This is a genomic window from Lentilactobacillus kefiri (assembly GCF_007989105.1).
In the GTDB taxonomy this organism is placed as follows: domain Bacteria; phylum Bacillota; class Bacilli; order Lactobacillales; family Lactobacillaceae; genus Lentilactobacillus; species Lentilactobacillus kefiri.
In genome coordinates this window covers 1-25,706 of record NZ_BJVK01000016.1, presented here as the reverse complement: position 1 = coordinate 25,706, position 25,706 = coordinate 1, and the positions used below count along the sequence as shown (strand labels likewise).

General features: G+C 41.8%; 24 protein-coding genes. 3 read left to right on the top strand and 21 right to left on the bottom strand.

Translation table 11 applies throughout. The features are described from left to right. Nucleotides 1–7 precede the first annotated feature (7 nt). From LKE01_RS06990 to cdaA, 7 genes are all read right to left on the bottom strand, one after another. Nucleotides 8–1,081, bottom strand: coding sequence for an ABC transporter ATP-binding protein (locus tag LKE01_RS06990; protein ID WP_056981758.1), 1,074 nt, complete (start codon nt 1,079–1,081; stop codon nt 8–10). 105 nt (nt 1,082–1,186) lie between these two features. Beyond that, nucleotides 1,187–1,963 (bottom strand): glucosaminidase domain-containing protein, encoded by a 777-nt coding sequence (locus tag LKE01_RS06985; RefSeq protein ID WP_056981779.1) that lies wholly within the window; start codon nt 1,961–1,963, stop codon nt 1,187–1,189. 89 nt (nt 1,964–2,052) lie between these two features. Beyond that, on the bottom strand, nt 2,053–3,531 hold the full coding sequence (locus tag LKE01_RS06980; RefSeq protein WP_056981755.1) for a glycoside hydrolase family 73 protein: 1,479 nt from the start codon (nt 3,529–3,531) through the stop codon (nt 2,053–2,055). A gap of 267 nt (nt 3,532–3,798) precedes the next feature. Continuing rightward, nucleotides 3,799–5,616 (bottom strand): glutamine--fructose-6-phosphate transaminase (isomerizing), encoded by a 1,818-nt coding sequence (gene glmS / locus LKE01_RS06975; RefSeq protein WP_054769525.1) that lies wholly within the window; start codon nt 5,614–5,616, stop codon nt 3,799–3,801. A 252-nt stretch (nt 5,617–5,868) separates the two neighbouring features. Continuing rightward, entirely contained in the window at nt 5,869–7,218 is a 1,350-nt protein-coding gene (glmM, locus tag LKE01_RS06970) for a phosphoglucosamine mutase (RefSeq protein WP_054769526.1), read from the bottom strand. A gap of 50 nt (nt 7,219–7,268) precedes the next feature. Next, nucleotides 7,269–8,234 (bottom strand): CdaR family protein, encoded by a 966-nt coding sequence (locus tag LKE01_RS06965; RefSeq protein ID WP_056981753.1) that lies wholly within the window; start codon nt 8,232–8,234, stop codon nt 7,269–7,271. Between the two features lie 2 nt (nt 8,235–8,236). Then, entirely contained in the window at nt 8,237–9,079 is an 843-nt protein-coding gene (gene cdaA / locus LKE01_RS06960) for a diadenylate cyclase CdaA (protein WP_056981750.1), read from the bottom strand. 177 nt (nt 9,080–9,256) lie between these two features. Between cdaA and LKE01_RS06955 the strand changes: the two genes are divergently transcribed. After that, the gene (locus LKE01_RS06955; protein WP_179286802.1) at nt 9,257–9,907 is read left to right on the top strand and encodes a DUF1361 domain-containing protein; all 651 of its coding nucleotides are present in this window, start codon (nt 9,257–9,259) and stop codon (nt 9,905–9,907) included. Nucleotides 9,908–9,964: 57 nt separating this feature from the next. Here the strand turns inward: LKE01_RS06955 and LKE01_RS06950 are convergent, their stop codons facing one another. The 3 genes from LKE01_RS06950 to murB are packed head-to-tail and all read right to left on the bottom strand — an operon-like array spanning nt 9,965 to nt 13,795. Continuing rightward, nucleotides 9,965–10,717 (bottom strand): tyrosine-protein phosphatase, encoded by a 753-nt coding sequence (locus LKE01_RS06950; RefSeq protein WP_056981748.1) that lies wholly within the window; start codon nt 10,715–10,717, stop codon nt 9,965–9,967. Between the two features lie 11 nt (nt 10,718–10,728). After that, the gene (locus tag LKE01_RS06945; protein ID WP_056981746.1) at nt 10,729–12,870 is read right to left on the bottom strand and encodes a cation:proton antiporter; all 2,142 of its coding nucleotides are present in this window, start codon (nt 12,868–12,870) and stop codon (nt 10,729–10,731) included. Nucleotides 12,871–12,883: 13 nt separating this feature from the next. Beyond that, nucleotides 12,884–13,795, bottom strand: a complete 912-nt coding sequence (gene murB, locus LKE01_RS06940; RefSeq protein WP_280542790.1) for a UDP-N-acetylmuramate dehydrogenase — start codon at nt 13,793–13,795, stop codon at nt 12,884–12,886. Between the two features lie 141 nt (nt 13,796–13,936). Here murB and LKE01_RS06935 point away from each other — a divergent pair, with 141 nt between their 5' ends. Continuing rightward, complete coding sequence (locus LKE01_RS06935; protein ID WP_056981742.1) at nt 13,937–14,470, top strand: 3'-5' exonuclease; 534 nt, start codon at nt 13,937–13,939, stop codon at nt 14,468–14,470. Between the two features lie 31 nt (nt 14,471–14,501). Here LKE01_RS06935 and LKE01_RS06930 read toward each other — a convergent pair whose 3' ends face one another. From LKE01_RS06930 to LKE01_RS06915, 4 genes are all read right to left on the bottom strand, one after another. Beyond that, complete coding sequence (locus LKE01_RS06930) at nt 14,502–15,005, bottom strand: GNAT family N-acetyltransferase (protein WP_056981740.1); 504 nt, start codon at nt 15,003–15,005, stop codon at nt 14,502–14,504. Between the two features lie 21 nt (nt 15,006–15,026). After that, nucleotides 15,027–15,497, bottom strand: coding sequence for a tRNA (adenosine(37)-N6)-threonylcarbamoyltransferase complex ATPase subunit type 1 TsaE (gene tsaE, locus LKE01_RS06925; RefSeq protein WP_082619720.1), 471 nt, complete (start codon nt 15,495–15,497; stop codon nt 15,027–15,029). Nucleotides 15,498–15,579: 82 nt separating this feature from the next. Then, nucleotides 15,580–16,554 (bottom strand): phosphate acetyltransferase, encoded by a 975-nt coding sequence (gene pta / locus LKE01_RS06920; protein ID WP_056981738.1) that lies wholly within the window; start codon nt 16,552–16,554, stop codon nt 15,580–15,582. Nucleotides 16,555–16,583: 29 nt separating this feature from the next. Beyond that, a complete protein-coding gene (locus LKE01_RS06915) occupies nt 16,584–17,276 on the bottom strand; it encodes a uracil-DNA glycosylase (RefSeq protein ID WP_056981736.1) in 693 nt (230 codons plus the stop codon). A 109-nt stretch (nt 17,277–17,385) separates the two neighbouring features. On the opposite strand from LKE01_RS06915, the gene LKE01_RS06910 reads away from it, so the two are divergent. Continuing rightward, nucleotides 17,386–17,946, top strand: a complete 561-nt coding sequence (locus LKE01_RS06910; RefSeq protein WP_054769527.1) for an LURP-one-related/scramblase family protein — start codon at nt 17,386–17,388, stop codon at nt 17,944–17,946. 62 nt (nt 17,947–18,008) lie between these two features. On the opposite strand, the gene smpB is transcribed toward LKE01_RS06910, so the two are convergent. From smpB to LKE01_RS06875, 7 genes are all read right to left on the bottom strand, one after another. Then, the gene (gene smpB / locus LKE01_RS06905) at nt 18,009–18,482 is read right to left on the bottom strand and encodes an SsrA-binding protein SmpB (RefSeq protein WP_054769528.1); all 474 of its coding nucleotides are present in this window, start codon (nt 18,480–18,482) and stop codon (nt 18,009–18,011) included. 20 nt (nt 18,483–18,502) lie between these two features. After that, entirely contained in the window at nt 18,503–20,845 is a 2,343-nt protein-coding gene (gene rnr / locus LKE01_RS06900) for a ribonuclease R (RefSeq protein ID WP_056981734.1), read from the bottom strand. A 15-nt stretch (nt 20,846–20,860) separates the two neighbouring features. Continuing rightward, entirely contained in the window at nt 20,861–21,607 is a 747-nt protein-coding gene (locus LKE01_RS06895) for an alpha/beta hydrolase (protein WP_056981775.1), read from the bottom strand. A 74-nt stretch (nt 21,608–21,681) separates the two neighbouring features. Beyond that, on the bottom strand, nt 21,682–21,918 hold the full coding sequence (gene secG, locus LKE01_RS06890) for a preprotein translocase subunit SecG (protein ID WP_013728113.1): 237 nt from the start codon (nt 21,916–21,918) through the stop codon (nt 21,682–21,684). An 84-nt stretch (nt 21,919–22,002) separates the two neighbouring features. Beyond that, the gene (locus LKE01_RS06885; RefSeq protein WP_056981732.1) at nt 22,003–23,541 is read right to left on the bottom strand and encodes a ClC family H(+)/Cl(-) exchange transporter; all 1,539 of its coding nucleotides are present in this window, start codon (nt 23,539–23,541) and stop codon (nt 22,003–22,005) included. A gap of 34 nt (nt 23,542–23,575) precedes the next feature. Further along, on the bottom strand, nt 23,576–24,988 hold the full coding sequence (locus LKE01_RS06880) for an LPXTG cell wall anchor domain-containing protein (protein WP_054769529.1): 1,413 nt from the start codon (nt 24,986–24,988) through the stop codon (nt 23,576–23,578). 237 nt (nt 24,989–25,225) lie between these two features. After that, nucleotides 25,226–25,706, bottom strand: a 481-nt coding sequence (locus LKE01_RS06875) for a hypothetical protein (RefSeq protein WP_225426940.1), incomplete at its 5' end; no start/stop codon positions are given.

The following is a 25,706-nucleotide window of genomic DNA, read 5'->3' as shown; positions in this document are numbered from 1 at the left end:
AATTTGATTATTCCTTACCTGGTAAATGCAATGTGTGCGATGGACGCACAATTGACGTTGGGTTATCGATCACATGCTGAAGTGAATGTCCTGAAACGTTCACTAAGCAGAAGAAGATAACCAGAATTAAGACAGCCCAGGTTAAGAGCTGATTCCAAACCGACATCTTTTCACTGATGACCGATCCGTAGAACCGTTTATGAACTTTTGCCGGAACATCCTTTTCATCTGGATGCGCTGCCTGTTCCTGCTCTGTAATCTGTTTTTGATAATTTTTAATGCTGAAGTTCTTTTGAACACTCTTTCGCTCTGTCTCAAACTTATGCTTCTCTTTTTTACTGAGCTTTTTGAACCACCGGGTAAATTCACGATATTGCTTGGTAACTTCCTTGGTCTCACCAACCATTTTCAGTTCACCATAGTTAATCCAAGCAACTTTATCACACAACATTTCAATCTGTTTCAGTGAATGACTGACAAAGATGATCGTCTTTCCTTCAGCCTTGAACTCGGTAATCTTGTCCACACACTTTTGATAGAAAGTATCATCACCAACAGACAGTGCTTCATCGATGATCAGAATGTCAGGATTAATGTGAACGGCAATTGCAAATCCCAAACGTGATCTCATACCACTGGAATAACTTTTGACAGGTTGATCAACGAAATCACCAATATCGGCAAATGAAATGATATCAGGCATCAATTCATCAATTTCCTCATTGGTTAATCCCTGCATCAAAGATTTAAGCCGAATATTTTCACGTCCGGTTAAACTGCTTCTCAATCCGGCATGGATAGCAACAATCGAAGTTTCACCCCGAACATCAACATATCCAGTCGTTTGTGGGATAATTCCTGAAATAATATTCGAAATAGTTGATTTTCCGGATCCGTTAACCCCGATCAGTCCAAGCGTTTCACCAGGCTTGATTGTAAGTGAAACCCCCATCAATGACCAAAAATGCGGCACATGTTTTTTGGTAATCGAAAAGAATGATCTCAGCTTTTCTGATTGTGTTTTGAACAATTCGTATTCCTTGGTCACATTTTCAACTTTTACTTTATAATCATTTTCCATTGTTTCGCTCCTAATTTAAGAGACTCTGAATTCACGAGTCATATTATAACAAAGTTTGTAACAGAAAAAAGGATTCCCAAATAAACTTTGCGAACCCTTAAACATCTATTTGCGAATAATTCGCTCTAACGGCAGGCTATTAAACTGAATGACCGAATCACCCTGATTAATCTTAGTTGCACCTTTGTCGTTAAAAACGAAGTTGGGAATAATTCGTTTTGGAATGCTATTGATTTTTGACTGGGAGCTTTCAGCTTCTACAGCAGAATTATCTTTTTTCCCGGCCAATTGTTTGTTTAATGAAGCATCAATTTTTGAATGAATGTCTCCTGAACTGGCAGATCCATCCAACTTGTTTAAATCATATTTGGTAATAATCGCATTGAGCTTATTGCCATAATTCATATCGGTTGCATACGTCAAAGACAGTGCCATCGCCGCGTCAGCGGAGCTGGTAGCGTTGGTCGTCCAGGTTCCTGCATAGTAATCCGGATCCGTTAACGTTCCGTGTCTCAACAAATAGGCGTTGTCTTTAATCGACGCCACAACCGTTGGATACTTTTTGAAGGCGGCTGCCGTCATGTAGTGCTTTCCTTTAGTTGTATATTCTCCAGTACTCATGGTCACGGATTGGCCATTATAAGCCCCTTTAACGCCAAAGTAGTTGTTTGCGTCCAACGATAGCTCGGACTGGCCAAAGTCGCTCTCAACGATTGCCTGGGCCATCATAACCGATGGATAGAGATGATTTGCACGACTAACCTTGACAACCGGTTCCTTGAGCTGATTAATAAAATCAGTTTCGACACTGGCACTGGATACATGTGCGGTTACAAAACAAAAGCCGGTAATCGCAGCAACTGCGATTATGGCTTTCGTCAGGCCGTTTTTAATTTGCTTAAAAATTCCAAAAACCTCCAATTACTAACATCAAATCCCTCAGATAATGATATTAGATGTTTCATATTCAATTAAGATAGAAATGTTCCTGAAACCCAGTACTTGGTCGAAGAATTTGGCTTGGTGATTCGATACCAGAGTGAGTGGTCATTAATCTTATAACCAATCTTATCAACTGTTACCTTAGTGCCGACTCGTAAATTAAGTTGATTCAACTTGTAGTGCTTTTGCAGATTGCCGGTTGCATTGGCGTGATCATACAAATAAGTTGAACCGGCATTCTTCGAGATTGACTTGGTTTCTTTGTGGTTAACAATTGCAACCGACCCAGGATATGATACTACATCTGAGCCTTTAATCCAACCTTTTGTCTTGCCGTCAGCAATTCGGCACCAAAGAACGATCCCCTTGGATGTCTTTTGCAAAGCGGTTTTGTTGACATTAAAGCCTTTATTGGCAGCTGCAAGCGTCTTAACTTTCTTTACCGGCTTTGAGAGCGTCTTGGAACCGACAATATGATTATAAATATAGCCGGATGACTTCTTGCTTGGGGTTAAAGCACCGCTGGCTGTTCCGGAATAAGTTGTCGCAAACTGCAATGCAGGTGCACTTACCCAGAACTTTTTAGCCTTGGAACTACTGTAGAACCTTAACCGATACCAAGTCGTTGAACTGTTGGATTTAACCCCACGCATGTCCAAGTATACTTGAACTCGGTTTCTAACACCAAGTTGAGACCAAGTATAACGCTTTTGTGAGGTTGTCGAACCCTTCACATGATTATATACGTAATATTTCTTGTACTTGCTTGAAAGTGGAACCAAATCTTTTCCACTTGCTTTATAATACTTAACCTTTGCTAATTTTGGCGCTGCTGTCGCAGTTGCGGTCGTTGCGCTGGATGCACTAGAAGCACTCGATGCGCTTGAAGACGAACTCTGGGCAGATGATGAACTGGACGATGAGCTGCCGGTTTCACCAAATACCTGATCCAAATTATATGTTTGAATAACCGTGATCAATGACTGACCGTAGTTAGGAGCCGTTGCGTATTTGCCGGTCAAAGCATTGGCAGCATCTTCATAAGTTGCCGCATTTTCTTTCCATGAGCCGGAGTAATACTTTGGGTTCCAACTAGTCCCGTTTCTAAGCGTTGAACCGTTATCCGCAAATGATGCATAAGCTGTCGGATACTTTTTAAAGTTGGCAGTCGTATGGATCATTTGACCATTACTATTATATTCAGTCGTTGCCATCGAAACAGAAGCACCATTGTAGGCACCCTTAATACCAAAGAAGTTATTAGCTTCGGTAGTCAACTCACTTTGACCCCAGCCACTTTCCAATCCGGCTTGAGCCATCATAACCGACCCATACAAATTGTGTTTGGTTGAAGCTTTGGAAACATCACTCTTGTACTTCGTTATAAAGCTGCTTGCTGTGGAAGCATAAGCTTGTTGGTATGTACTTTGGGCAGAAAATGTTGTGAATAAAACCCCCATCCCCGTGACAAGCAAAGCAGTTAATCCATGCTTAAATATTTTATTCAATGATTCACACCTCCGTTTAGGCCACATCACTATCATATTAGATAATTGACTAAAAATGAAGCCCTAACATCCAAATATTCGTTCAAAAACCTTTAAACTTTCTTAATATCTTTACCAACTCTTATAATATATCATTTTTTGATTGAAAACAAAAAAAGAAACTACAATCCAAAAATAGTTTCTTGAACAATCAGGTATTTCAATATAAAAGGAGATAAGCATTTCTGCTTATCTCCTTAAAGATTCAATTTCAATTAGTTTTGAACATTATTCAACAGTGACACTCTTTGCCAAGTTTCGAGGGCGATCAACATCAAGGCCCTTGTTCAAGCTGGTAAAGTAAGCAATCAACTGAGCTGGAACAACACTTAATAATGGTGTGATCAGTTCGTTAACATCTGGAATGACCAAGGTATCATCCTTTTCAGCCAAGCCCTTACGAACAATCGTGAAGGTCGCCGCACCACGAGATTCGGTTTCCTGAAGGTTGCTTCGGGTCAAGTTGGCAGTCCGCTTTTGCGTGATAATGCCAATCACCGGAGTTCCCTCTTCGATCAAAGCAATGGTTCCGTGCTTCAATTCTCCTGATGCAAATCCTTCTGCTTGAACATAAGAAATCTCTTTAAGCTTCAAGGCAGATTCCAGTGAGACAGTTTGATCAATGCCACGGCCAATATAAAATGCCCGGTTAGCTGGAACGAAGTACTTCTTGGCCAAATCATCAATCGTATCTTTTTCATCAATGATGGCTTGCATACCGGTTGCAACCAATCCCAATTGTTGACGAATATCAAATTCTTCGGCAATGGTTTGTTCCTTGGCTTCACCCAAAGCCTTGGCTAAAATGGCTTCGACACCAATTTGGGCAGTGTAGGCTTTTGTAGAAGCAACGGAAATTTCAGGACCCGCATGAAGGAGCATCGTGTAGGTTGCTTCACGGAACAATGTTGAATTCTCAACGTTTGTAATCGTTAAGCTTTCGTAATTATGAGCATTCACGTTAACCAAAACCTCACGGCTGTCTGCAGTCTCACCACTCTGTGATAAGAAAATAAAGAATGGCTTCTTGGACAGCAATGGATTTTCATAAGCAAATTCAGAAGCAATGTGAACTTCGGTTGGGACATGAGCCAACTTTTCAAACAACTTCTTCCCAACCAAGCCGGCATGGTAGCTGGTTCCGGCACCAACAATGTACAAACGGTCAGCCTGCTTCATTGCGTTGATTAATTCAGCATCAACATTTGGCTTGCCTGATTCTTCAGTGTAAAGTGAAGCCAACTTGCGCATAACATTAGGCTGCTCGTCAATTTCTTTGAGCATGTAGTAAGGATAAGGGCCCTTGTCAGTTTCTTGAGCATCCATGTCAACGTGGAAAGTATCACGTTCAACTTTGTTGCCGTCACGATCCTGGATATTAACAGAATCTGGCTTGATAGTCACAACTTCCCCATCGTGCAATTCAAGAAAATCATGGGTAACGTTCAACATTGCCAAAGCATCTGAGCAGACAACGTTGCAGCCGTCACCGACACCGATTAATAATGGGCTCTTGTTTTTGGCAACGTACAAAGTTTCAGGGTCCGTACTGTCAATTAACAGGAAGGCGTAAGATGATCCTTCAAGCAAACTCAAAGTCTTCAAGAAGGCTTCCTTGGTTGTTAATCCTTCAGTCTGAACAAACCGGTCAACCAATTGAACGACGACTTCAGTATCGGTTTGGCTGGTGAAAGTTGTGTTGCTTAAATATTTAGCTTTTAATTCTTTATAGTTTTCAATCACACCGTTATGAACAAGATAGAAACGGTGATCCTCTGAATATTGAGGATGGGCATTGTCAACACTGACAACACCGTGGGTTGCCCAGCGGGTGTGACCAATTCCGACAGAACCGTGAACTTCTGGACCAACGGCAGCTTCAAGTTCAGAAATGCGGCCCTTGCGTTTAACCAAATAATCAATGCCATTTAAATCGTTAACATAAATACCAGCTGAATCGTAGCCACGGTATTCAAGTTTTTCAAGCCCTTCCAATAGAATTGAAACAGCATTATCGTTTCCAGTCACTCCAACTATTCCACACATTTTAGTATTCTCCTCAAGTTTTTAAAATTGGTATATACAAAAAATCAACTTTATATAACACGTATAATCTACCTAACTTCGGCATAAATGTCAACAAAAGATATTAAATGGTATAGCAAACTTTAAAAATTAATATATTAAATTATTTACCGCCATTTGTGGTAAATAAAAAAAGTTGCCGTAAAACTTTCGTTTTGCTTACAACTCTTTTAAAAAACAATCTTCTATTTTAATCCGTCATTCAATCAAAGTTTAGTCAATCCCAAGCTGCTCTTGAACCACGTCGGCAATCCGTTTAGTGTATTCGTCGACCAAATCTTGAGTTGGTGCTTCAGTCATAACCCGCAGTAAAGGTTCAGTTCCACTAGGGCGAACCAATACTCGACCATCACCGTGCATTTCTTCTTCAACCTGGTGAATGGCGTCTTGAACTTTGTCATTTTCCAAAGCGTGCTTTTTATCGGCAACTTTGACGTTGATAAGCCGTTGTGGGTACTTGGTAATTTCGCCAGCCAATTCAGACAGCTTCTTACCAGTGGATTTCATAACTGATAACAGCTGCAAACTCGTCAGCATCCCATCACCGGTAGTATTGAAATCAAGGAAAATAATGTGACCGGACTGCTCACCACCAAGGTTGTAACCATCCTGGTTCATCTTTTCAACAACGTAACGATCACCAACCTGGGTTTTAACACTGGTCATACCGGCACTTTCCATGGCTTTGTACATCCCCATGTTACTCATAACAGTCGTCACAATGGTGTTTTTCTTTAAACGGCCACGTTCAGCCATGTATTTCCCACAGATGTACATGATGGCATCACCATCAACTAATTTACCGTTTTCGTCAACTGCGATACAACGGTCACCATCACCATCAAACGCAATTCCGGCCTGAACGCCCTTATCCAACACAAATTTTTGAAGTTGTTCAGGATGGGTTGATCCAACATGGTCGTTGATATTAAGGCCATCCGGATTGGTTGCCAAGGTTTCAAATTCAATTCCCAAATCAGCGTACAAACTTGTGACTAATTTGCTGGTTGAGCCATTAGCGGCATCAACGCAAACCTTCATTCCGGAAAGATCTTCGGAAATGGTTTGTTCAAGGAAGTGAATGTACTTTTGGCTACCTTCAAGATAGTCGCCGGCAACACCCAATCCTTCAGCTGCAGGACGAGGAAGAATATCTTCGGATCTTTCAAGAATTCCTTCAATTTCTTCTTCCAACTCGTCGGATAATTTATAACCGTCAGCACCAAAGAATTTGATACCATTATATTCAACTGGGTTGTGAGAAGCAGTAATCATAACTCCGGCGTCGGCATCCTGGTTTCGGACCAAGTAGGCAACTCCTGGAGTCGTCACAACACCCAAGTTCAAAACTTCAATTCCAACTGACAATAATCCGGCGATCAAAGCTTCTTCAAGCATTTGACCAGAAATTCGGGTATCTCGAGCAACTAAGACCTGCGGCTGCTTTCTCTCAGAGTGATGAGTCAGAACGTATCCGCCTGCTCGACCACACTTAAATGCTAATTCAGGGGTAAGCTCCTTATTCGCAATTCCACGGACGCCATCAGTACCAAAATACTTCATTTTAAAAATTCCTCATTTCAGTTTCCATATTATTTTTTACTAGCCATTTACTAATTATTTCTGGTGATTTTAACCACAATTTTTTCTGGATCAAAACCTTTAACACTATTCAACTTGGAATCGAGCATGACGCTCTTAGTCTTGGTTTTAGTGACATCACTGGTGTCAACTTCAACCTTAACCGAACTCAGCTTATCCAATTCCGATTTGGTTCCAAATACTCTAACCCGCTTGGTATCCGATGTTAAAGTGAAGCTTTCGTTATCATCGGTAATTCCCTTAGGTTCCAGCTTAATAGGCAACTCTTTGCTGTTTCCCGGCGTGATTGGGAGCGTCACATCAGCGGTGGCTGGTGTGATTACAACATTAACCGTATTCTGCTTGGCATCAAGAGCCTCAATGATTGCCTGACTTGAAATTGACGATTTGGCATTTTGAGGAACATTTAACTGGGCAACGACAGACTTAATTCGATTAATCTGATCCGAAGCACCGGTAATCTTGACGTTCTTCACGTCCGCATTCGCATCGCCTGCCTGGTATCCCGAGGCAATGTTTCTTTGTGAGTATTTGACTTTCAATGGATAGGTCACGGTTTCTCGTGGCTGAATATCAACTTTTATTGTAGCCGGTTCGAAGCGATATCTCAAATCATTATTTAACCCTTCTTGTTGAATCCGAACGGTATGCCGTCCGACTCCCAACTTGGAAAGGTCCGCATAAGCTTTAAAATTCTGGGTATTGGCAGTCGTGGTAACCAAAGCTGACGGGCCAGCCAAATGAACTTTGACTTTTTGCGGGTACCCGGTAACAAAGTATTTATTGCTGTTGACCGTTAAGGAAAGCGGAACAGAAAATGTTTGCGAGCGATTGGATGTTAATGAAGTCGAATTATTGCTTCCGGACTGACTGTTAGTAGTGCTGGTTCGCGTACTGCCGACATACATAAACAGTAAAATAGCGAAGAATAATGACAGCAGCCGGTACGCCCAATTTTTAAAGAGCCATTGTTTCATAATTACCGGCCTCCTTTAAAATGCTTGTCAATAAAGCTGGAGACTGTATTAAGAAGCGTTTTGTGAGTTTGTTCATCCTCAGGCGTAATCAACTGATTCTTGAAATACTTCAAGTAGTCATCACGGGTCATCCCACGGAGCAACTCATTATTTTGAGTAATTGAAACTTCCCCGGTTTCTTCTGAAATGACAACGGTCATGGCATCGGTCAATTCGGAAATTCCGACGGCGGCCCGGTGTCGGGTCCCAAGTTCCTTTGGAATCAGGTTACTCTGTGACAGCGGTAAATAGGCAGCCGCTGCGGCGATCCGATTATTTTTAATAATGACGGCACCATCATGCAGTGGTGTGTTTGGAATAAAAATGTTGATGAGCAGTTCCCCACTGACATCAGCGTCCAAATCAATACCGGTTTCAATATATTCTTCCAAACCGGTATTCATCTGCATGGTAATCAACGCCCCAATTCGCCGCTTGGACATGTACTGAATGGCTCTGTCCAACGCGGTAATCATTTTTTGGGCGTTTTCGTTTTCCTTTCGGCCCTTCACAAAAAGGGATCCGCGGCCAAGGTGTTCCAAGCCTCGACGAATTTCAGGCTGAAAAATAACAATCAGACCGATAACTCCCCAATTGATCACCTGGTCCATTATCCACGACAAGGTCGAGAGCCCAGTGTATGCACTGATAATTTTAACAATTAAAATCAGAACAATTCCGCGCAAAAGCTGGACGGCTTTGGTATCACGAACAATTAAAAGCAAATTATATATTAGGAACCAGACTGCAAAAATATCAATCAGGCTCGTAAAATTATGTAACGTAAAAATATTAGACCAATTCATTGCGCTCTCCCTTAATTAGTTTTCAAAAATATTATATCATTCTACCGTATGAAACTGATAATCGATTGAAAATTCCGGTGATGTTTAAATAAATCATTAAAAATGTCTTGAACTCTAAATTATTAATGGTATTTACCGTCAAAAAATAGTTTAATTAAAGTGTGAGGGGGTTTTGAGGTGAATACGAAAAATAAATGGCTTGTCCGGGGATTATTTCTTATCTGGATGGCAGGATTGTATTTATATTTAAAAACGCCCCCGTTTAACTTTTTAGTGCTCAATACATTTTTGGCGTATATCCCAATTGAGCTCAGCTTCCACATTGATGTGGGCAAGCCGAAAAACGGCCTGCTTTTCTGGGTGATAATCATCATCTGGCTGTTGTTTTATCCAAACACACCCTATTTGTTAACGGATTTGTTCCACTTATCGTTGTTAAATCCTTATGGCATCAATGGATTGCTTAGATTAGATGATGTCATGTGGTTCAAATTCGCGTTACTGTTAATTTCAACACTGTTTTCGACGCTACTGGGATTATGGGGATTGGATACAGTTGCCAACGCAATCACCGCGAGAATTCATGCCAAACACATTTTGATCAAGCACACCGTCGTCGTTGGCCTGACAATCTTGACGTCAATTGGAATCTTTATTGGCCGCTTTTTACGAATTCACACCGTTTACCTATTCCTAACGCCGGAGTTGTTTATTCGGCCGTTAATGAATATGTGGAGTCGTCCGGCAGTTGTGTTCATTGTGCTGTTAACAATCGTCCAGTTAGTATTTTACTACACACTTAAATTAATTCAGAATCCAAGAAAGTAATAAAAGGGATGTGAACCGTCACTACTGACAGGTTGCATCCCTTTTCGTTTGCCAAATTTATGATTTGACCACAAATTTATTTCTAAATTGCGCAATATAGTCGCTTGGCAGATCCAGGCCATTCTGCAGATAATGATCAAACGTCCCAAAGTGATCCAGTAAAACATCTTGAGCGTGCTTCAAATAATCGCTATCCACCATTAAAGCAGTGTGCAGATTATCAAGCTGTTGCTGATTCATTTCACTCTTGAATCGATTCAGGATGTCCTTATTGGCCTGAACACGCAGCTTATTAGTGAGCATATAATCATCCATAATTTGCTGATCATCGGCACCGGCACCTCTGAGAATGACCGCAGCCGCAAACCCGGTGCGATCTTTACCCGCAAAACAATGAAATAAAATTGGGGCATTATCACTTAGTAACCCCATCATAAAGTCATGGTAACCTTTTCGGGCAGATTCACTCAAAACAATCGATTCATAGGTTTTAAGCATATTCTGGCGAACCTGACTGCCATCGGTGATCATTGCGCCCAAACTGGCACCATTGGATGTTTTATCAGACAAGATATCGATATGATAATATTTGGCATGTACAAGATCAGTATCCGGCGCCTGTTCGACTTCGTCGGTACTTCGAAAGTCGTAAACGTCCCTTATCCGACAGTCATTTTGCAAAAATTCCGATTGCTCTGGCGTAATGCCGGAAATCTGGCCGCTTCGATAAAAGTAGTCCGGACGCAACACCCCGGTTGGAACCTTCAGTCCACCAATATCTCTAAAATTGATAAGTCCTTTGTCATTCATCAATATTCCCCCTACTGGTTTTGGTAATCCATAATCAAAACTGTTTCAGAATAGTTAATATATTGTCGGAGATGGGCTGCCATTGACCAATCAATGTTACCCTGCTCCAGTAAAACCTGCACGCCTTCACGTTCAGCCGCCAAAGCTTTGATTCTCAAGCTTTGATAGTTCATCGCCTGATTTTTAGTTTGCTTTTTGGAATGAACCTTAGCTAACTCGATCTGGTTACGGTAATGGACAATCAAATGGTAGACAGACTGGCTGTCAAATCGCTGATTGTCAATATCATCCCGGGCAAAGTAATCCGACAACGCTGAGATTGCAGCTTTGGCCTGCTCACGTTGAATCAACGCCAGTTCATCCGATATATCTTCATCAGTGTTATGACGAATGAGCCACAATGAAATTCGATTTCGCAGCTTTACAAAATTGCGGGCAGTCCCATGGCCAAGCTTAATTTTATGACCGATTGAATGAATCATCCGATTCTCCAAACGCTGCAGCTTGGCTGTGGCAATCAAATATGCCTGTTTGGAAATCTTCTGATCGTCGTATAATTTTTGAACGGCAGCCCGTTCACCACGTAAAGCCACTCTTCGAAGCGCCAGCTCATCAGAGATAATTGAATCCATTTCTTTTTTGTCCTGAAGCTTAAGTTCAAGCCGACGGATTAAAAATTGATAATCCAAAATCAGATCAAAAGCTTCTTTTTGATTATTTGGCCGACGTTCCTCTTCAATTCGCTGAACGGCCAGCTTCATAATGTACACTCGGGCTTCATCCTCTGAAATATATTTTGTCTCTTCATCGTCTTCTTCATCCTCATCGTCAAGGCCGTCGGCATCCAGTTCATCAGGTCCATCCGTCGAATTGGCACGGGTTAACAAAGGTGCTTTATCTTCAGAAATCAACGGCAGCATCACCGTGGCAACCACCAGGGAAATAATGATAACCCCCGCGGCCACGAACAATGCCAGTGATCTGGACGGAAATGGCAGACCATTTTCAACGGCCATTGGAATTGAAAGCACTCCGGCCATGGTTACCGCCCCTCGAACACCAGAGAGACCAGCGAGAAGTGCCGCCTTAAAGGTCGGCATTTCTTTGGTTTTGAGTGACTCGATTTTCTGGGACCGAATACTCGTAAAAGCTTGGTACCCATAAATCCAAATGACACGGATCGCCAGCAGAATAAACCAGGCCACAAATGAAATCCCAAGGGCACTGAAAGTATTAATCCGGTTATTTTGAATGACATTGGTGGTGGCCAACGGAAGTTCGATTCCAAGAATCAGAAACACAATTCCGTTAAGGGTATAAATAATGATATCCCAAGTTTTCTCACTGACCAGTTTTAACTCGGGTTGACTGCGATCTGGCGCAGTTCCGTAAAAGTGAAAAATAATTCCGGCTGTCACAACGGCAATAACGCCGGAAGCATGTAGAAATTCCTCGGTCACAAGGTAAACAACAAATGGGGTTGTCACCTGCAATACCGTACTAAAGATCACATCGTTAATCCCCTGACGGTACAGCCAATTTTCCATCAGTAAAATGAGCCCCATGACAATTAAACCGGAAATGAATCCCATAATACTGATATAAACGAAATCAATTGCCGCCGTCTTGATTGAAAAAACACCGGTGACAGTAGCCGCAATTGCATATTTAAAGGCAATCAGGCCACTGGCATCGTTAATTAAGCTTTCACCACTGACAATGTGCAAAATTCCTTCGGGAAGCTTGGCTCTTTTAGAAATTGATTGAACGGCAACCGGATCGGTTGGCGACAGGATGGCTGCCAACGCAAAGCTGACAGAAAACGGCATTGTTGGAATCAATAAGTGAAAAAGCAGTCCACCAAGGATCGTCGTCAAAAAGACCAATACAATTGCATTGGCCAAAATGGGACCCCGAAGCTTCCAAAGCTCCTTTTTCGGGAACCTGCGCCCATCGTTAAAAAGCAATGGCGCGATAAATAACAGTAAGAACCAGTCGGTTTCCAAGGGGATGGTAACGTTCATAATCAAAGCAGCTCCAAGCCCCAAGACGACTTGAATCAAACTGACTGGAACAGATGGAACAAAGTGATCGACAACATTGGAAAAAACAACCAATGTCATCAGTAAAATGACAGCTTCAAGGATGTGCACGCATTACCAACTCCTAATTTGATTTGGGGTCTTCACCAATGATTCTGACTTCGGTCTCCAAATGAACGCCAAATTTATTGAAAACAGTCTGTTGGACGTGAGCAATGACTTTTAAATAATCAGTTGCCGTTGCACCATCAACATTGACGATAAACCCGGCATGTTTTAACGATACTTGAGCACCGCCAATCTGAAATCCCTGTAATCCGGAATCATGAATCAACTTTCCGGCAAAATAGCCTTTTGGACGCTTAAAGACGCTTCCGCAAGATGGCAGATCAAGTGGCTGTTTCGATGCCCGTAACGCATTTAAATGATCCATTTGTTTTTGAATTTTTTCAGCAATTCCGGTTTCCAGTGAAAAAGTAGCCGAAATCACAATTTGATGATTTTCCTGAACACTGCAGTGACGATAGCCAAAGTCCAACTGCTCATGATCCAAATGAATAATGTGATTGTCCGGTGTTAAAACTTCGGCGCCGACAACAACATTTTCAATTTCACCACCATAAGCACCGGCGTTCATATAAACGGCTCCCCCAACACTTCCAGGAATTCCGGCAGCAAATTCGACTCCGGTCAGTGAATTTGCCTGGGCAGCTTTGGTGACATCAATCAAAGCGGCACCGGCATCGGCAACGACCAGGTTCTCATGGGACGTAATCTTGTTCATCTTGGTTAAGATCATGGTTAAGCCGCGAATACCGCCATCTTTGACGATTAAATTACTGGCGTTCCCAACAACCGTGACAGGTAATGAATGGTCGTTTGCGTAATCCAACAAGTCCTGACATTCTTTAATTGACTTGGGAAACGCCAATATGTCGGCTGGTCCGCCAGTTAAAGTATGGGTGTATTTGGACAATGGTTCATCCAATAAAATATCGATTTCAGGGTACAAATTTACAATGGTTTTTGATTGCATCATTTTCAATTCCTCTATTTCAAAACATATATTATAAGTTTAACACGAAAATCCCCATGAATGTATGATGAGAACCGAATGCAGTCTGGTTGCGTTTTTTGAAGGTTCTTTGTACAATGTGATTAACTTGAGGTGAAAATTATGAATTTTGTTGCGATGGATTTTGAAACCGCAAATGCAAAGAGAGCCAGTGCCTGTTCAATTGCGTTGGCCATTGTTCGAGATAATCAAATTACACATGAATTTTATTCATTAATCAATCCGGAAATGCCGTTCAGCTGGCGAAATATCAACGTCCATGGGATACATGAACGTGACGTCGCAGATTCCCCAACATTTCCAGAGGTTTGGCAGCATATTGCCCCTCTTTTTACTGCCAATAAACTGGTGATTGCCCACAATGCTTCTTTTGATAACAGTGTTTTAAAACGCACTTTGGAACGTTATCAAGTCACGCCACCACATTATTTAACGTTGGATACATTAAGAACTTCGAAGCAATTTTATCCCAATTTGGAAAATCATAAATTGAATACCCTTTGTGATAAATTAAATATTGTTTTGGAACATCACCATAACGCATTAGATGATAGTGTTGCCTGTGCCAATATATTATTAACCGAACAACAACAGTTTGGCAGTGACATGCTGACAAGTTTTGTAAAAGCCATTTAAAAAAGATTGAAAACTGGGAATTCCCCAATTTTCAATCTTTTTTCGATTTATTTGAGATTAACTTTTCCATCGTGATCACTTCACGGCCATCCTGCAGCAATTTACCCGTATCATGAAAACCCACTTTGTGATAGATATGAATTGCCGGCTTGTTTTCGGTAAAAACGGTCAATACCAGCTTATCCAAGGAACTAAAATCGGTTCCCCAATCAATTGCCAGTTCCATCAAGGTGGTTCCAATTGAATAACCTTGATAGCCGGCAAGAACGGCGACCCCAACTTCGCCAACGTCTGCCTTGAGATTGTCGACCGTCACAATGCCGATCAACTCTGTCTTATATTCCGCAACGGCGATTAAATTCGTCAGCGAGTGATTAATGAAATTAATTTGCTGGGCTTCGTCTTTTCCAGTGATCTCATCAAGATCAGAATCCACGAGGAATGTATCAGACTCGTTTTGCAGCACTTTAAGAAGGTCGAGAATTGCCTGGCCATCTTTGGGCTCAGCTAATCGAAAGTTGATTTCTTCTGCCAAATCGGGACTCGCTTCCTATCTTTATTTACCAAGAATGTCAGTGATCATTTTTTCGAATCGATCGCCCTTTGCTTCAAAGGTCAGGGTTCTGACGTTATCTCCCTGGGAATCGTCCCGTCGAAAAATGATTCTCAAATATTTATCGGGCAGCTCATCGGCGACAAACTTTGACCATTCAACGACATTGACGCCGTCACCATTGAAATATTCTTCAAGGCCCAAGTCATCTCCGCCGCCTTCTTCCAAACGGTAAACATCCATGTGATACAACGGGATTCGACCGTCTTGGTATTCACGAATAATTGTAAAGGTTGGGCTCTTGATAGGCTTGGTAATGCCCAATCCCTTTGCTAATCCTTTAGTAAACGTGGTTTTACCGGCACCCAGATCACCGTCGAGTAAGATCAAATCTTGTGGCTGTAAATATGGCGCCAACTTCTCACCGATTGCCATGGTTTGTTCTGCTGATTCAACCTTTATTGTATTTGACACGCTTAAATCACCTCATTCAAAAAGGAAGGATTGTGACCAGAAAGAGTCTCCGTCACAATCCTATCCTGTTTATTTATCACTATTATAATGCTTGAGCAGCTGTGATGATAGCCACTTTATAAACGTCTTCATCGTTACTGCCTCGTGACAGATCTGAAACTGGTTTGTTTAACCCTTGTAAAATAGGTCCAATGGCTTCAAAGCCACCGAATCTTTGGGCAATCTTATAGCCAATGTTTCCTGATTGTAATTCTGGGAATACGAAGACAGTTGCTTTACCGGCAACTTTTGAACCTGGTGCCTTTTTCTCAGCAACGGTTGGCACAAAGGCTGCATCAAACTGCATCTCACCATCAATTGCCATGTCTGGGGCTTGTTCTTGAGCTAACTTGGTTGCTTCTTGAACTTTGGTGACCATGTCACCCTTTGCAGAGCCTTTGGTTGAGAAGCTTAGTAAAGCAACTTTAGGATCGATATCAAAGGTCTTGGCAACCTTACCACTTTCAACAGCAATTTCGGCAAGGGCATTTGCATCTGGGTCAAGGTTAATTGCACAGTCTGCAAATAAGTAACGCTCATCACCCTTTTGCATAATGAATGCACCACTGATTAATTTAACACCGGGCTTTGTTTTAATAATTTGTAAAGCAGGTCGAACCGTATCGCCGGTTGGATGATTGGCTCCGGAAACCATTCCGTTGATTTTATTCATGTATACCAGCGTGGTTCCAAAGTAGTTAGGATCCTTTAACCACTGACGGGCCTTGGCTTCGTCGGTTTTACCCTTACGGCGTTCAACAATTGCAGACACCATTTCATCAATTTGATCGGCTGGTTGGTTGAGATAATCAATAATTTCAAGATTACTCAAATCAATGTCAGCATCTTTAGCAACTTTTTCAACAGTTTCCTTGGCACCCAAAATAATTGGGTTAACCAGGCCATCCTTGGCCAAACGACTTGCTGCGCCAAGGATTCGGACGTCATCACCTTCTGGGAAAACGATACTGATATTCTTACCCTTGATCTTTTGCTTCAGACTTTCAAATAATTCCATGATAAATCCTCCAATTCTACAAAATCATCCTAAGATGTTTGCGATACCTTTTCTGGTAACTGCCAATTAATCGGTTCTTCACCCATTGCTGCCAACGCTTCGTTAGTCTTGGAAAATGGCTTTGAGCCAAAGAATCCACGATGCGCAGACAATGGGCTTGGATGTGCGGACTGAATCACCACATTGGTTTTGGTATCGATTAATGAAATCTTATTTCTGGCAGCTCTTCCCCACAGAATAAAGACGACCGGTTTTTCACGAGCAGAAAGTTTTTGAATTGCGGCATCCGTTAACTGTTCCCAGCCTTTTCCCTTGTGGGAGAAAGCCTGACCATTTCTAACGGTCAGCACTGAATTCAAAAGCAGGACGCCCTGCTTTGCCCAGCTTTCCAAGTCACCGTGAGCAACCGGCTTAATACCGAGGTCAGACTGAAGCTCCTTATAAATGTTCTGTAGTGACGGTGGAATCTGAACGCCCGGCATCACTGAAAAGCTTAACCCCTGAGCTTGGTGAGGTTCGTGATATGGATCCTGACCCAAAATCACAACTTTCACCTTGCTGAAAGGCGTCAGCTGAAACGCTTCAAAAATATGATTCATATCAGGATGAATGTATTGAGTTTTATATTCTGATATTAAAAATTGACGCAGCTGCTGATAGTAAGTTTTTTCAAATTCGGGTTTTAAAACATCCCACCAGTCATTTTTTATAAACGGTTTCATTCCTAACACCTCACGTTTTATTCTACCATATCATTTTTAAAATAACACCAGAGTAAATAATTTGGGAACGTGTTAAAATGTAATCAATACAAGTAAAGGAAATGCGTTTATGAGTCGAAAATTACAGTTGAACTTATCCGAATTGGATCATACCCGTTCGAGTAAAGTAACCGATCAATATCGAGACACAAAGTATTTAATTGTTGGGAAATGGGGCCTAATTTCCGACACTTTTTCAATTTACGCCATTTCCGGGGAAGTCGTGGCCACTGTTCGGCAACAGTCGCTTGGAATGACCCCCAAATTTGACCTTTACTATTTGGATCAATTTGTGGGAAGTTCGGTTGTCCACTTCACGTTACATTACACCACCATCTTCATAAATGGCATTAATTGGCTGGTAACCGGAAATCAGGAAAAACAGACCTACCGGATTATGCACGGCCGAAACCGGATTGCAACGATCAAATCTTACAGCCAATCCGATCAGGTCATTCGGATCATGGATGTTGACAGTACCAACCACGAACCTTTGGTCTTGGCGATTGCCGCCATCTTGAACCACCCTTCATTAGCCCACGCATCCCGACTAAAACTCGGTGTTTTGGAAAAAGCGCCAGTTAAGGCCAAACTTGAAGGAGAAAATATTCAAACTGTCCACAATAAATGAAAATAAGCGATGAAACGAATTGGCATCATGCCAATCGCTTCATCGCTTTTAGTTTACTTGCTTTAATAATGTTTCATAACTCGTTCGATTTGACGCTTCTGGTCACGCCGCTTGATGGTTTCTCGCTTATCGTACTCATGTTTACCAGTTGCTACCCCAATCAAAACTTTGGCAAAGCCATTTTTGAGATAAACTTTCAAAGGAACAATTGTGACTCCTTTATCCTGAGTAATTTGAGCCAACTTACGAATCTGCTTTTTATGAAGCAGCAATTTCCGATTACGCAGCGGATCATGATTAAACTGATTTCCCTGCGCATATTCACTGATATGCACATTCATCATATAAGCTTCATCATTTCGTATCTGGACAAATCCATCTTTTAGGTTGATTCGACGGGCACGAATTGATTTAATCTCAGTTCCGGTCAAAACAATGCCGGCTTCGTAAGTATCAGAAATCGAATAATCATGACGGGCTTTTTTATTTTGCGCCATCAAATTATCATTATTATGCCGATTTTTCCTTTTGGCCATCAAATCACCTCACTTACATTTTAATGCTTATTATGGTTGCGATGTCCATTATTACCATTACCGTGGGAATTATTGTTCCGATTACGGTTATTGGAATGATTCGAGTGATTGGAATGAGAATTACCGTTGGAATTACCATGTCGATCATTATTGCCATGATAATTATTGTGGTAAGTCCGTTTTGGAAGCATGTTGCTGACAGGTGTCTTTTCAGGATCAACAATGTCAAAGTCAACAGCACTCTGCTTAACGTCAACGTTGACAACCTTAACTCTGATTGCCTGTCCCATTTTATACGTCCGTCGAGTGTTCCGCCCAACCAAGGCCATAAATTGTTCAACATACTGATAGTAGTCGTCGTTCATTCGACTAATGTGAACCAAGCCCTCAACCGTATTAGGTAATTCGATAAACAAGCCAAACTTCATAACAGAACTGACAACCCCATCGAATTCTTCACCCAAGTGGTCGTTCATGTATTCGGCTTTCTTCATTGAATCAGTATCCCGTTCAGCATCGACAGCCCGTCGTTCATATTGTGAAGTTGTGGTTGCAATTTCATCAAGGACATTTGCATAACGTTTCTTGGTTTCGTCATTGATGCCATTATCTTTATAGTAATGAATCAAACGGTGAACCATCGTATCCGGATAACGACGAATTGGTGATGTGAAGTGGGTGTAGTATGGTGCAGCCAAACCAAAGTGACCTAATTCCTGGTCAGCATAGCGGGCCTGCTTCAAACTACGCAGCAACATCACAGAAACCATCATTTCTTCTGGTTTACCAACAACCTTCTTTAAAACATTTTGTAAAGTCTTAGGCGTAATGTGCTCAGGATCACCTTTGACATTAATGCCAAATGCCGTCAACGTTTCGAAGAATGTTCGAATCCGGTCGGCATCAGGAGTTTCATGGACACGGTAAATAAATGGCACGTGTTTTTCATAATAATGCTTGGCAACCGTTTCATTGGCAGCCAACATGAATGATTCAATCATTCGTTCAGCAGTTCCACGGACACGAAGCTTAATGTCAATTGGGTGGCCCTTTTCATCAACGATAATTTCTGCTTCATTATCATCAAAGTCAATGGCACCACGTGCTTTACGATGTTTGTACAAAATTTTATGAAGTTCACCCATCGTTTCAAACATTGGAACGAGTTTTTTGTATCGTTCCATTGTCTTTTCATCATGGGACTCCAAAATATTATTAACAGCTGTATAAGTCATCCGAGCAGTTGATCTCATCAAACTTGGATGGATTCGATGCTTGATAATATTACCAGACTGGTCAATTTCCATTTCACAGCTCATGCAAAGACGGAGTTGGCCTTCGTTTAATGAACAGATTCCGTTGGAAAGTCTCCTTGGCAGCATTGGAATAACCCGGTCAGTCAAATAAACTGAAGTTCCACGGCGGAATGCTTCTTTATCAATGGCACTTCCCGGTTGAACGTAATGGCTGACATCGGCAATATGAACCCCTAAATGATAGTTGCCATTAGGCAGTTTCCATGCAGTAACAGCATCGTCCAAATCCTTTGATGATTCACCATCAATCGTAACCAAGTCTTGATCCGTGATATCTTCACGACCAACTTTTTCGGCTTCGGTTACATGGTCGGGAATGGCATCGGCAGCTTGAATAACATCCTCAGGAAATTCGGCTGGAATATCATGAGCATACACAATCTGCAAAATATCAATGCCGGGATCATCAACTGATCCAATGACCTCATCGGCAATTCCAACCATATAATCAGGATGCTTGGAATCTGGATACTCAGTAATTTGAGCAGTGATGACTTCTCCAGGAGTTGGTTTTAAACCAACATCATTAATATAAAACTTGTATTTGGCAATTTTTTTATCGTTTAAAGTCAATTGGCCAATGTAGCCCTTATCGTCATCGCTCTTTTCAAATGGGCCAACAACCCGAGTATACTTGTGCTCGGCAATGGCGGTTACTTTACCTTCTGGACCACGATCAGAACCTGGTTGAGCGGGTCGAACAATTTCCATTTCAACCGTATCACCGTTCAAGGCATTCATCGTATTGTCCGGAGCAATGTACGCATCAGGGGCAGTTTCATCGTATGCAACGAATCCAAAGCCCTTATCATTGGCGTGGAAAATGCCTGAGAGCTTTTGCTTGTCAGGATTCAACTGAAACTTACCATCCTGCGTAACAACAGCGACTTTATCGCGTTCCAAAGAAGCTAATTCTTGAACAATCAGCTTAAAAGCGGCAGAACCGTGTGAGCGTAAAACGTCAGCAATTTTTTCGACAGTAAATACGTTGTCCGGATATGTTCGGAGAACGTTTTCTATTTGATTTTTCAAATCATTATCTTGCAATCTATATTCCTCTTATTATTCATAAAGTTGTGTTAGAAATTGGTTTAAGTCAGCCTCTAATTGCTTATGAGCAGTGTTAACAGTAATCATATGACTGGCATTTGGGTATTCATGGTAACTGACTTGGCTGTTAACCAGGCCGTCACGTAATGACTTGGCACTTTCCGGATTAACAATTTCGTCATTTAATCCCTGGCCAATAAAATATGGCTGGTAAATCTTTGGCAGATCTTGCGCAACTCCAACAGTGAAGTCGGCAATTTTGCCCAGAAGCGTATCAATGTTTTCATCAAGCCATTTGAGTTTTGAATTCATAATGGCTTCATTTGTTTGATACTGGACGAAATTGGCTTTGGCCATCTGCATGAAGGTGTTGTGAACACTAAATTGCCTTTTTCGGACAATTGGTGATCCGAATGATCCGCCACCAACCAGCGAAGGATCATTCTCCAACGTTTTGGCAGCGAAAATTCCACCAAGTGAAATCCCAAAGATACTTGTTTGAGTATAGCCCTTGTCCTTCAGAAATTGAACCGCCCTTTGAGCATCATTCCACCAACGTTCGGGTGTCCCCTGGATTAAAATGTCGCTGAAATCCGAAGTTCCATGCCCCATAAACATCGGTGCATAAACTGTGTAGTTCTGACGTTCCAAATATCTTGCCAACATTCGGACGTCAACGGGACCACTGGCAAAAGCGTGCAATAATATGACTGCCTTTGGCCCGTGTTCGAAATAAAAAGATTTGACTGGTGTTTGCATAGCACCCATCCTTTCGCATCCACATGTTCAATTATAATAAAAATCCTCCTGCATTTAAACAGGAGGATTGAATACTAATGAGATGATATCCAAACTAATGCAAGTGCTAAGAGAAAGAAAATAATCCCTAAAACAAGTGTAGTTTTTTGCATGAATGCTTCAAAGCCACGTGGCTTCTGCTTTGCAAACAAGTCATCGGCCCCACCAGTTAAGGCAGACATGGCGTCATTAGTCTTTGATGGTTGCATTAATACTGCAATTGTGATTAATACACAGTCGATCAGTAATAATGTTAACAAAAAGTTGTACACGTTGATAGCCTCCTACCGTTGAATCGGCTTAATACTACTCTTACTAAACTAACACATTATACCAAAATACGCTACCTTTTGGAATTAAGTTTCTGTTGTTAAGGAAATAATTTGTTGGGTAATTTGACGCTGGTTTTTAGTTGAGACGTTAATAAAAAGCGTGTCTCCCCAGCGAATCAAAGTATTCCCGGCTGGAACAATTTCAACGCCGTTCCGCTGAATTTTTGTCAGCAGCGCACGGTTTGGCCAATGAATTTGGCTAACTTTTTTGCCGTCCATATCGGATCCGGCATAAACCGTCTCCATAATTTCGGCGGTTCGACCCATATTCATCTTGGTTTGGACCTTTAACAACTGCTGAAGCATGGAGTAGTACACCGGCTTGCCGTTTAACATGTCTAAGACGCCGTATGCGATTAATGAGACAACTGCCAGACCAAGGAGATGCGAGAGTGTTCCAACCATCTCTGTGATAAGCAGAATCGCCGTAAAGGGTGCCTTACTAATTGCGGCAAAATAACCGGCCATCCCCATAATGATAAAGCTTGAGAAATAAAATGGACTCATCAAGCCGAGATTAACGGCAATGCTACCGACAATTGCGCCAATCAGACCGCCTAAACAAAGAATTGGCAGGAAAATCCCACCGGGCAACCCGCTACCGTATGAAATCATTGAAAAAACAAATCGAATAATAAAGTACAAACAGAGAATCAGGGTTGGATAATTTGCGGAACTCAACTGAAGAATGATTTTACTGCCCCCACCCAACAGCTGTGGGAAAAATGCCCCAAGAGGAATCACAAGCAGTAATGGAATAATCCCGTTAAAGTACCATGGAATCTTGGTGTGGGAATACCATTTACCCATGCGCAGGATGACCATTTGATAAAGTCGACCCAAGACACCCAAGGCAATTCCAAGTACAATTACCCAAATGAAATACTTAAGTGGTAACGGCTCGCTTCTCATATAGAGAACCGGCTTTAAACCAAATACATATGCTGCAACCATATCCGAAGTGACGGCTGAAGTTAATGAAACGATCCAGATGTTTGTTGAAAAATTGTGATAAATTTCTTCAAGTACAAACAGTGTACTGGCGATTGGCGCGTTAAATGCAGCGCTCAAGCCGGCAGCCGCACCACTGGAAATCAATACCTGACGGTCAAATCCAACCTGCTTGGTAAAATGGGCAACTCCCTGACCCAAGGTAGATCCCAATTGAATAGAGGGCCCTTCCCGGCCAAGATAAAGGCCACTACCGATTGCCAGAATGCCACCGATAAACTTTCGCCAAAGAACCGGCCACCAGCCATAGTTCACCTCATCCAACAGTTGACCTTCAACTTGTGGAATACCGGATCCTTTAATATCCGGCTGCTGTTTTAAAAACCAGCCGACGATCAAGCCAATAATAACGTTGATCACAATTGCCATAAATAAAAAATGTAAATGGTGAATAGAATTAACGTAAAGATACTGCATAATATTCGTCATGTGGCCAATTGACCAACGAAACATTGATACCGCAGAACCTGCAAGAACACCAATGATAATACCATTTACAATTGTTTTAATTTGAGACAGCCTGTAACTTCCTCGTACCTGCAATTCGATCATCCTCTAATTATTTCTGATATCCATCATATCATAATCAAATGTCTCGTTTAAAAAGTTTTTTACCGATTAGACCAAATAGAAGAGCCAAACCGCTTAAGGAACCAAGAAATGAATGAGATTCGCCGGTTTGGGGTAGCTTTTCATTCGACTCGTCAGAATCACTGGAATGCTCATCAGAGACATCCCCTTTCTCGGCCAGCGTATGTTGATGATCATCTTCAGACGCTTTGCTACGAGCTTTATCACGAGTCTTGGCATGCGTTTCATTTGTTTGCCGCTTATCTGATAATTTGGAATATATGAAGGTAACGTCATCCGGTAACAGATTGTCAGCTTTCAAGACTTTTGAGGAATCGTTTACCTGGTAACCTGAAATAATTTTCGGTGTGTAGGATTTCTGATCGCCAAATTCCATCTGGAGAGTTTCTTTAGACAATGTTTTCCCCTCTTCGTCAGTATTGATAATATGGAACGTCACTTTTTTAGCTTGATAATGCAATATGAACGTTTTGGCTTCTTTATTATATTCAGAATCGACTAAATCATAGCCATAGAATTCCACGTTCTTAGCTGGAAAATCGGCTGCATCTTCCTTAGTCAAATCCACCGTTTTGTTAAAAAGTTCCTTGCTATGTGCATCAATGCCACGAAGACGGTATTGTTCAGTTGAAGAAATCTCTTTTCGAATTGATCGTTTCTTGGATTTATCAACGGCCACCTTTTCCTCGCTGACTGACCCTTTATCTGAAATTGATTTAAGAAATGGATCCTCATCAACAGCCTTTTTGTCCACTTGAGGAATTTTCACAAGGCCCGCTTTAGTCGGCTGTTTGGCTTCATTCGTTGTCATTTGTGCATCGTCTTGAGCAGCTGCAGGTAAATCTTTCTCAGCTGGAGCGACACCTTCATTGTTTGGGACCTCTTTTGGGGTCTCAGTTTTCTCTGCAGGCGCTGTCTGATCAGTGTCTTCTTTAGTTGTGGTTGGCTTGTCTCCGCCATCTTTGGTTTCACTTGAAAGACCTTTGGGATCTGCTTTTGCTTCGACACTGGATTCTTTTGCAGCTTCAGTGTGCTTGGCTTCATTTGCAGTCGTCTTTGATTCGGTCTTTCCGTCTGTCTTTGGAGAAACGGCTGGAACTGATTTAGGAGCCTGTTTTGCCTGTTCAGTGGACGATTTGCCGTCATCAACGGACTTAGTCGCTGAGCTGGATGCGTTTTGCATGTTTTGGGTGTCTTGCGTCCTTTGTTTCTTTGAAACATCCTGATTCTGATTTTCAGTCTTCACTGGTTTAACCGACTGGGGTTGATCCTTCTTTTCAGTCTCAACAGCTTCCACAGGTGGTACTGGTAACAGCTTCACATCATTGTGCGGTTCTAACGTCGAGTTGTTCTTCAGTGGACTGGCTTTTGGCAACTCAACTTGAGTTTGACTTTCAGGAGTTGACACTGCCTGCGTTGCAGGAGATTCTTCGGTGTGTTCAACCTTTTTCTCTGGTGCTGGATTATTTGTAACCGCCGATTCAACGGTAACGATGTTTTTTAGTTCGTGGGATTCTTGAGGTGTATCACTCCTTGTGTAAACTAGCTTAATCGTCTGCTCCGTGGAAGATATTTTCCCTTCTGTGGTGTGAGGATTTAAAAGCTTGTAACCATCAATATTTGTAATTTCAGATTTTAAAATATACTACCCGTGCAAGGTACATTTGTCATAATTTTTTGGATCTCGAATTATTTTGCCAGTAACATCTACAAACTTTACTTGTACTTTTGCTGGCGTCGCGTAATAGTCAACAACTACTTCTCTTGTTGACATGGGGTCAACCTTAATAGATTTATGGGAAGGACTATAATCCGGTTCGTCGTCTAAGTATATTTCATTAGACTTTCTTGGATCGAGAGTGACGGACTGATCAAAACCTTGATTGTCTTGGTGTGTCCCAAAAATGCCCCTTGAATGATATACCTTATGGATTGTTACATTCACGGTTCCTGGGGCTTGGTTCACAGTGTCTGCATTTGCCCGCACATCCTGCTGAACCACCACCGGACTTGCAGCGCCCAATACACCCAACGAAACTGATAATAAAATTGCTTTTTTCAAAATAAAATCCTCCATTTTTTGCATGATATAAACTAGATACGCAAAATGGCGGATTTTTATGTAC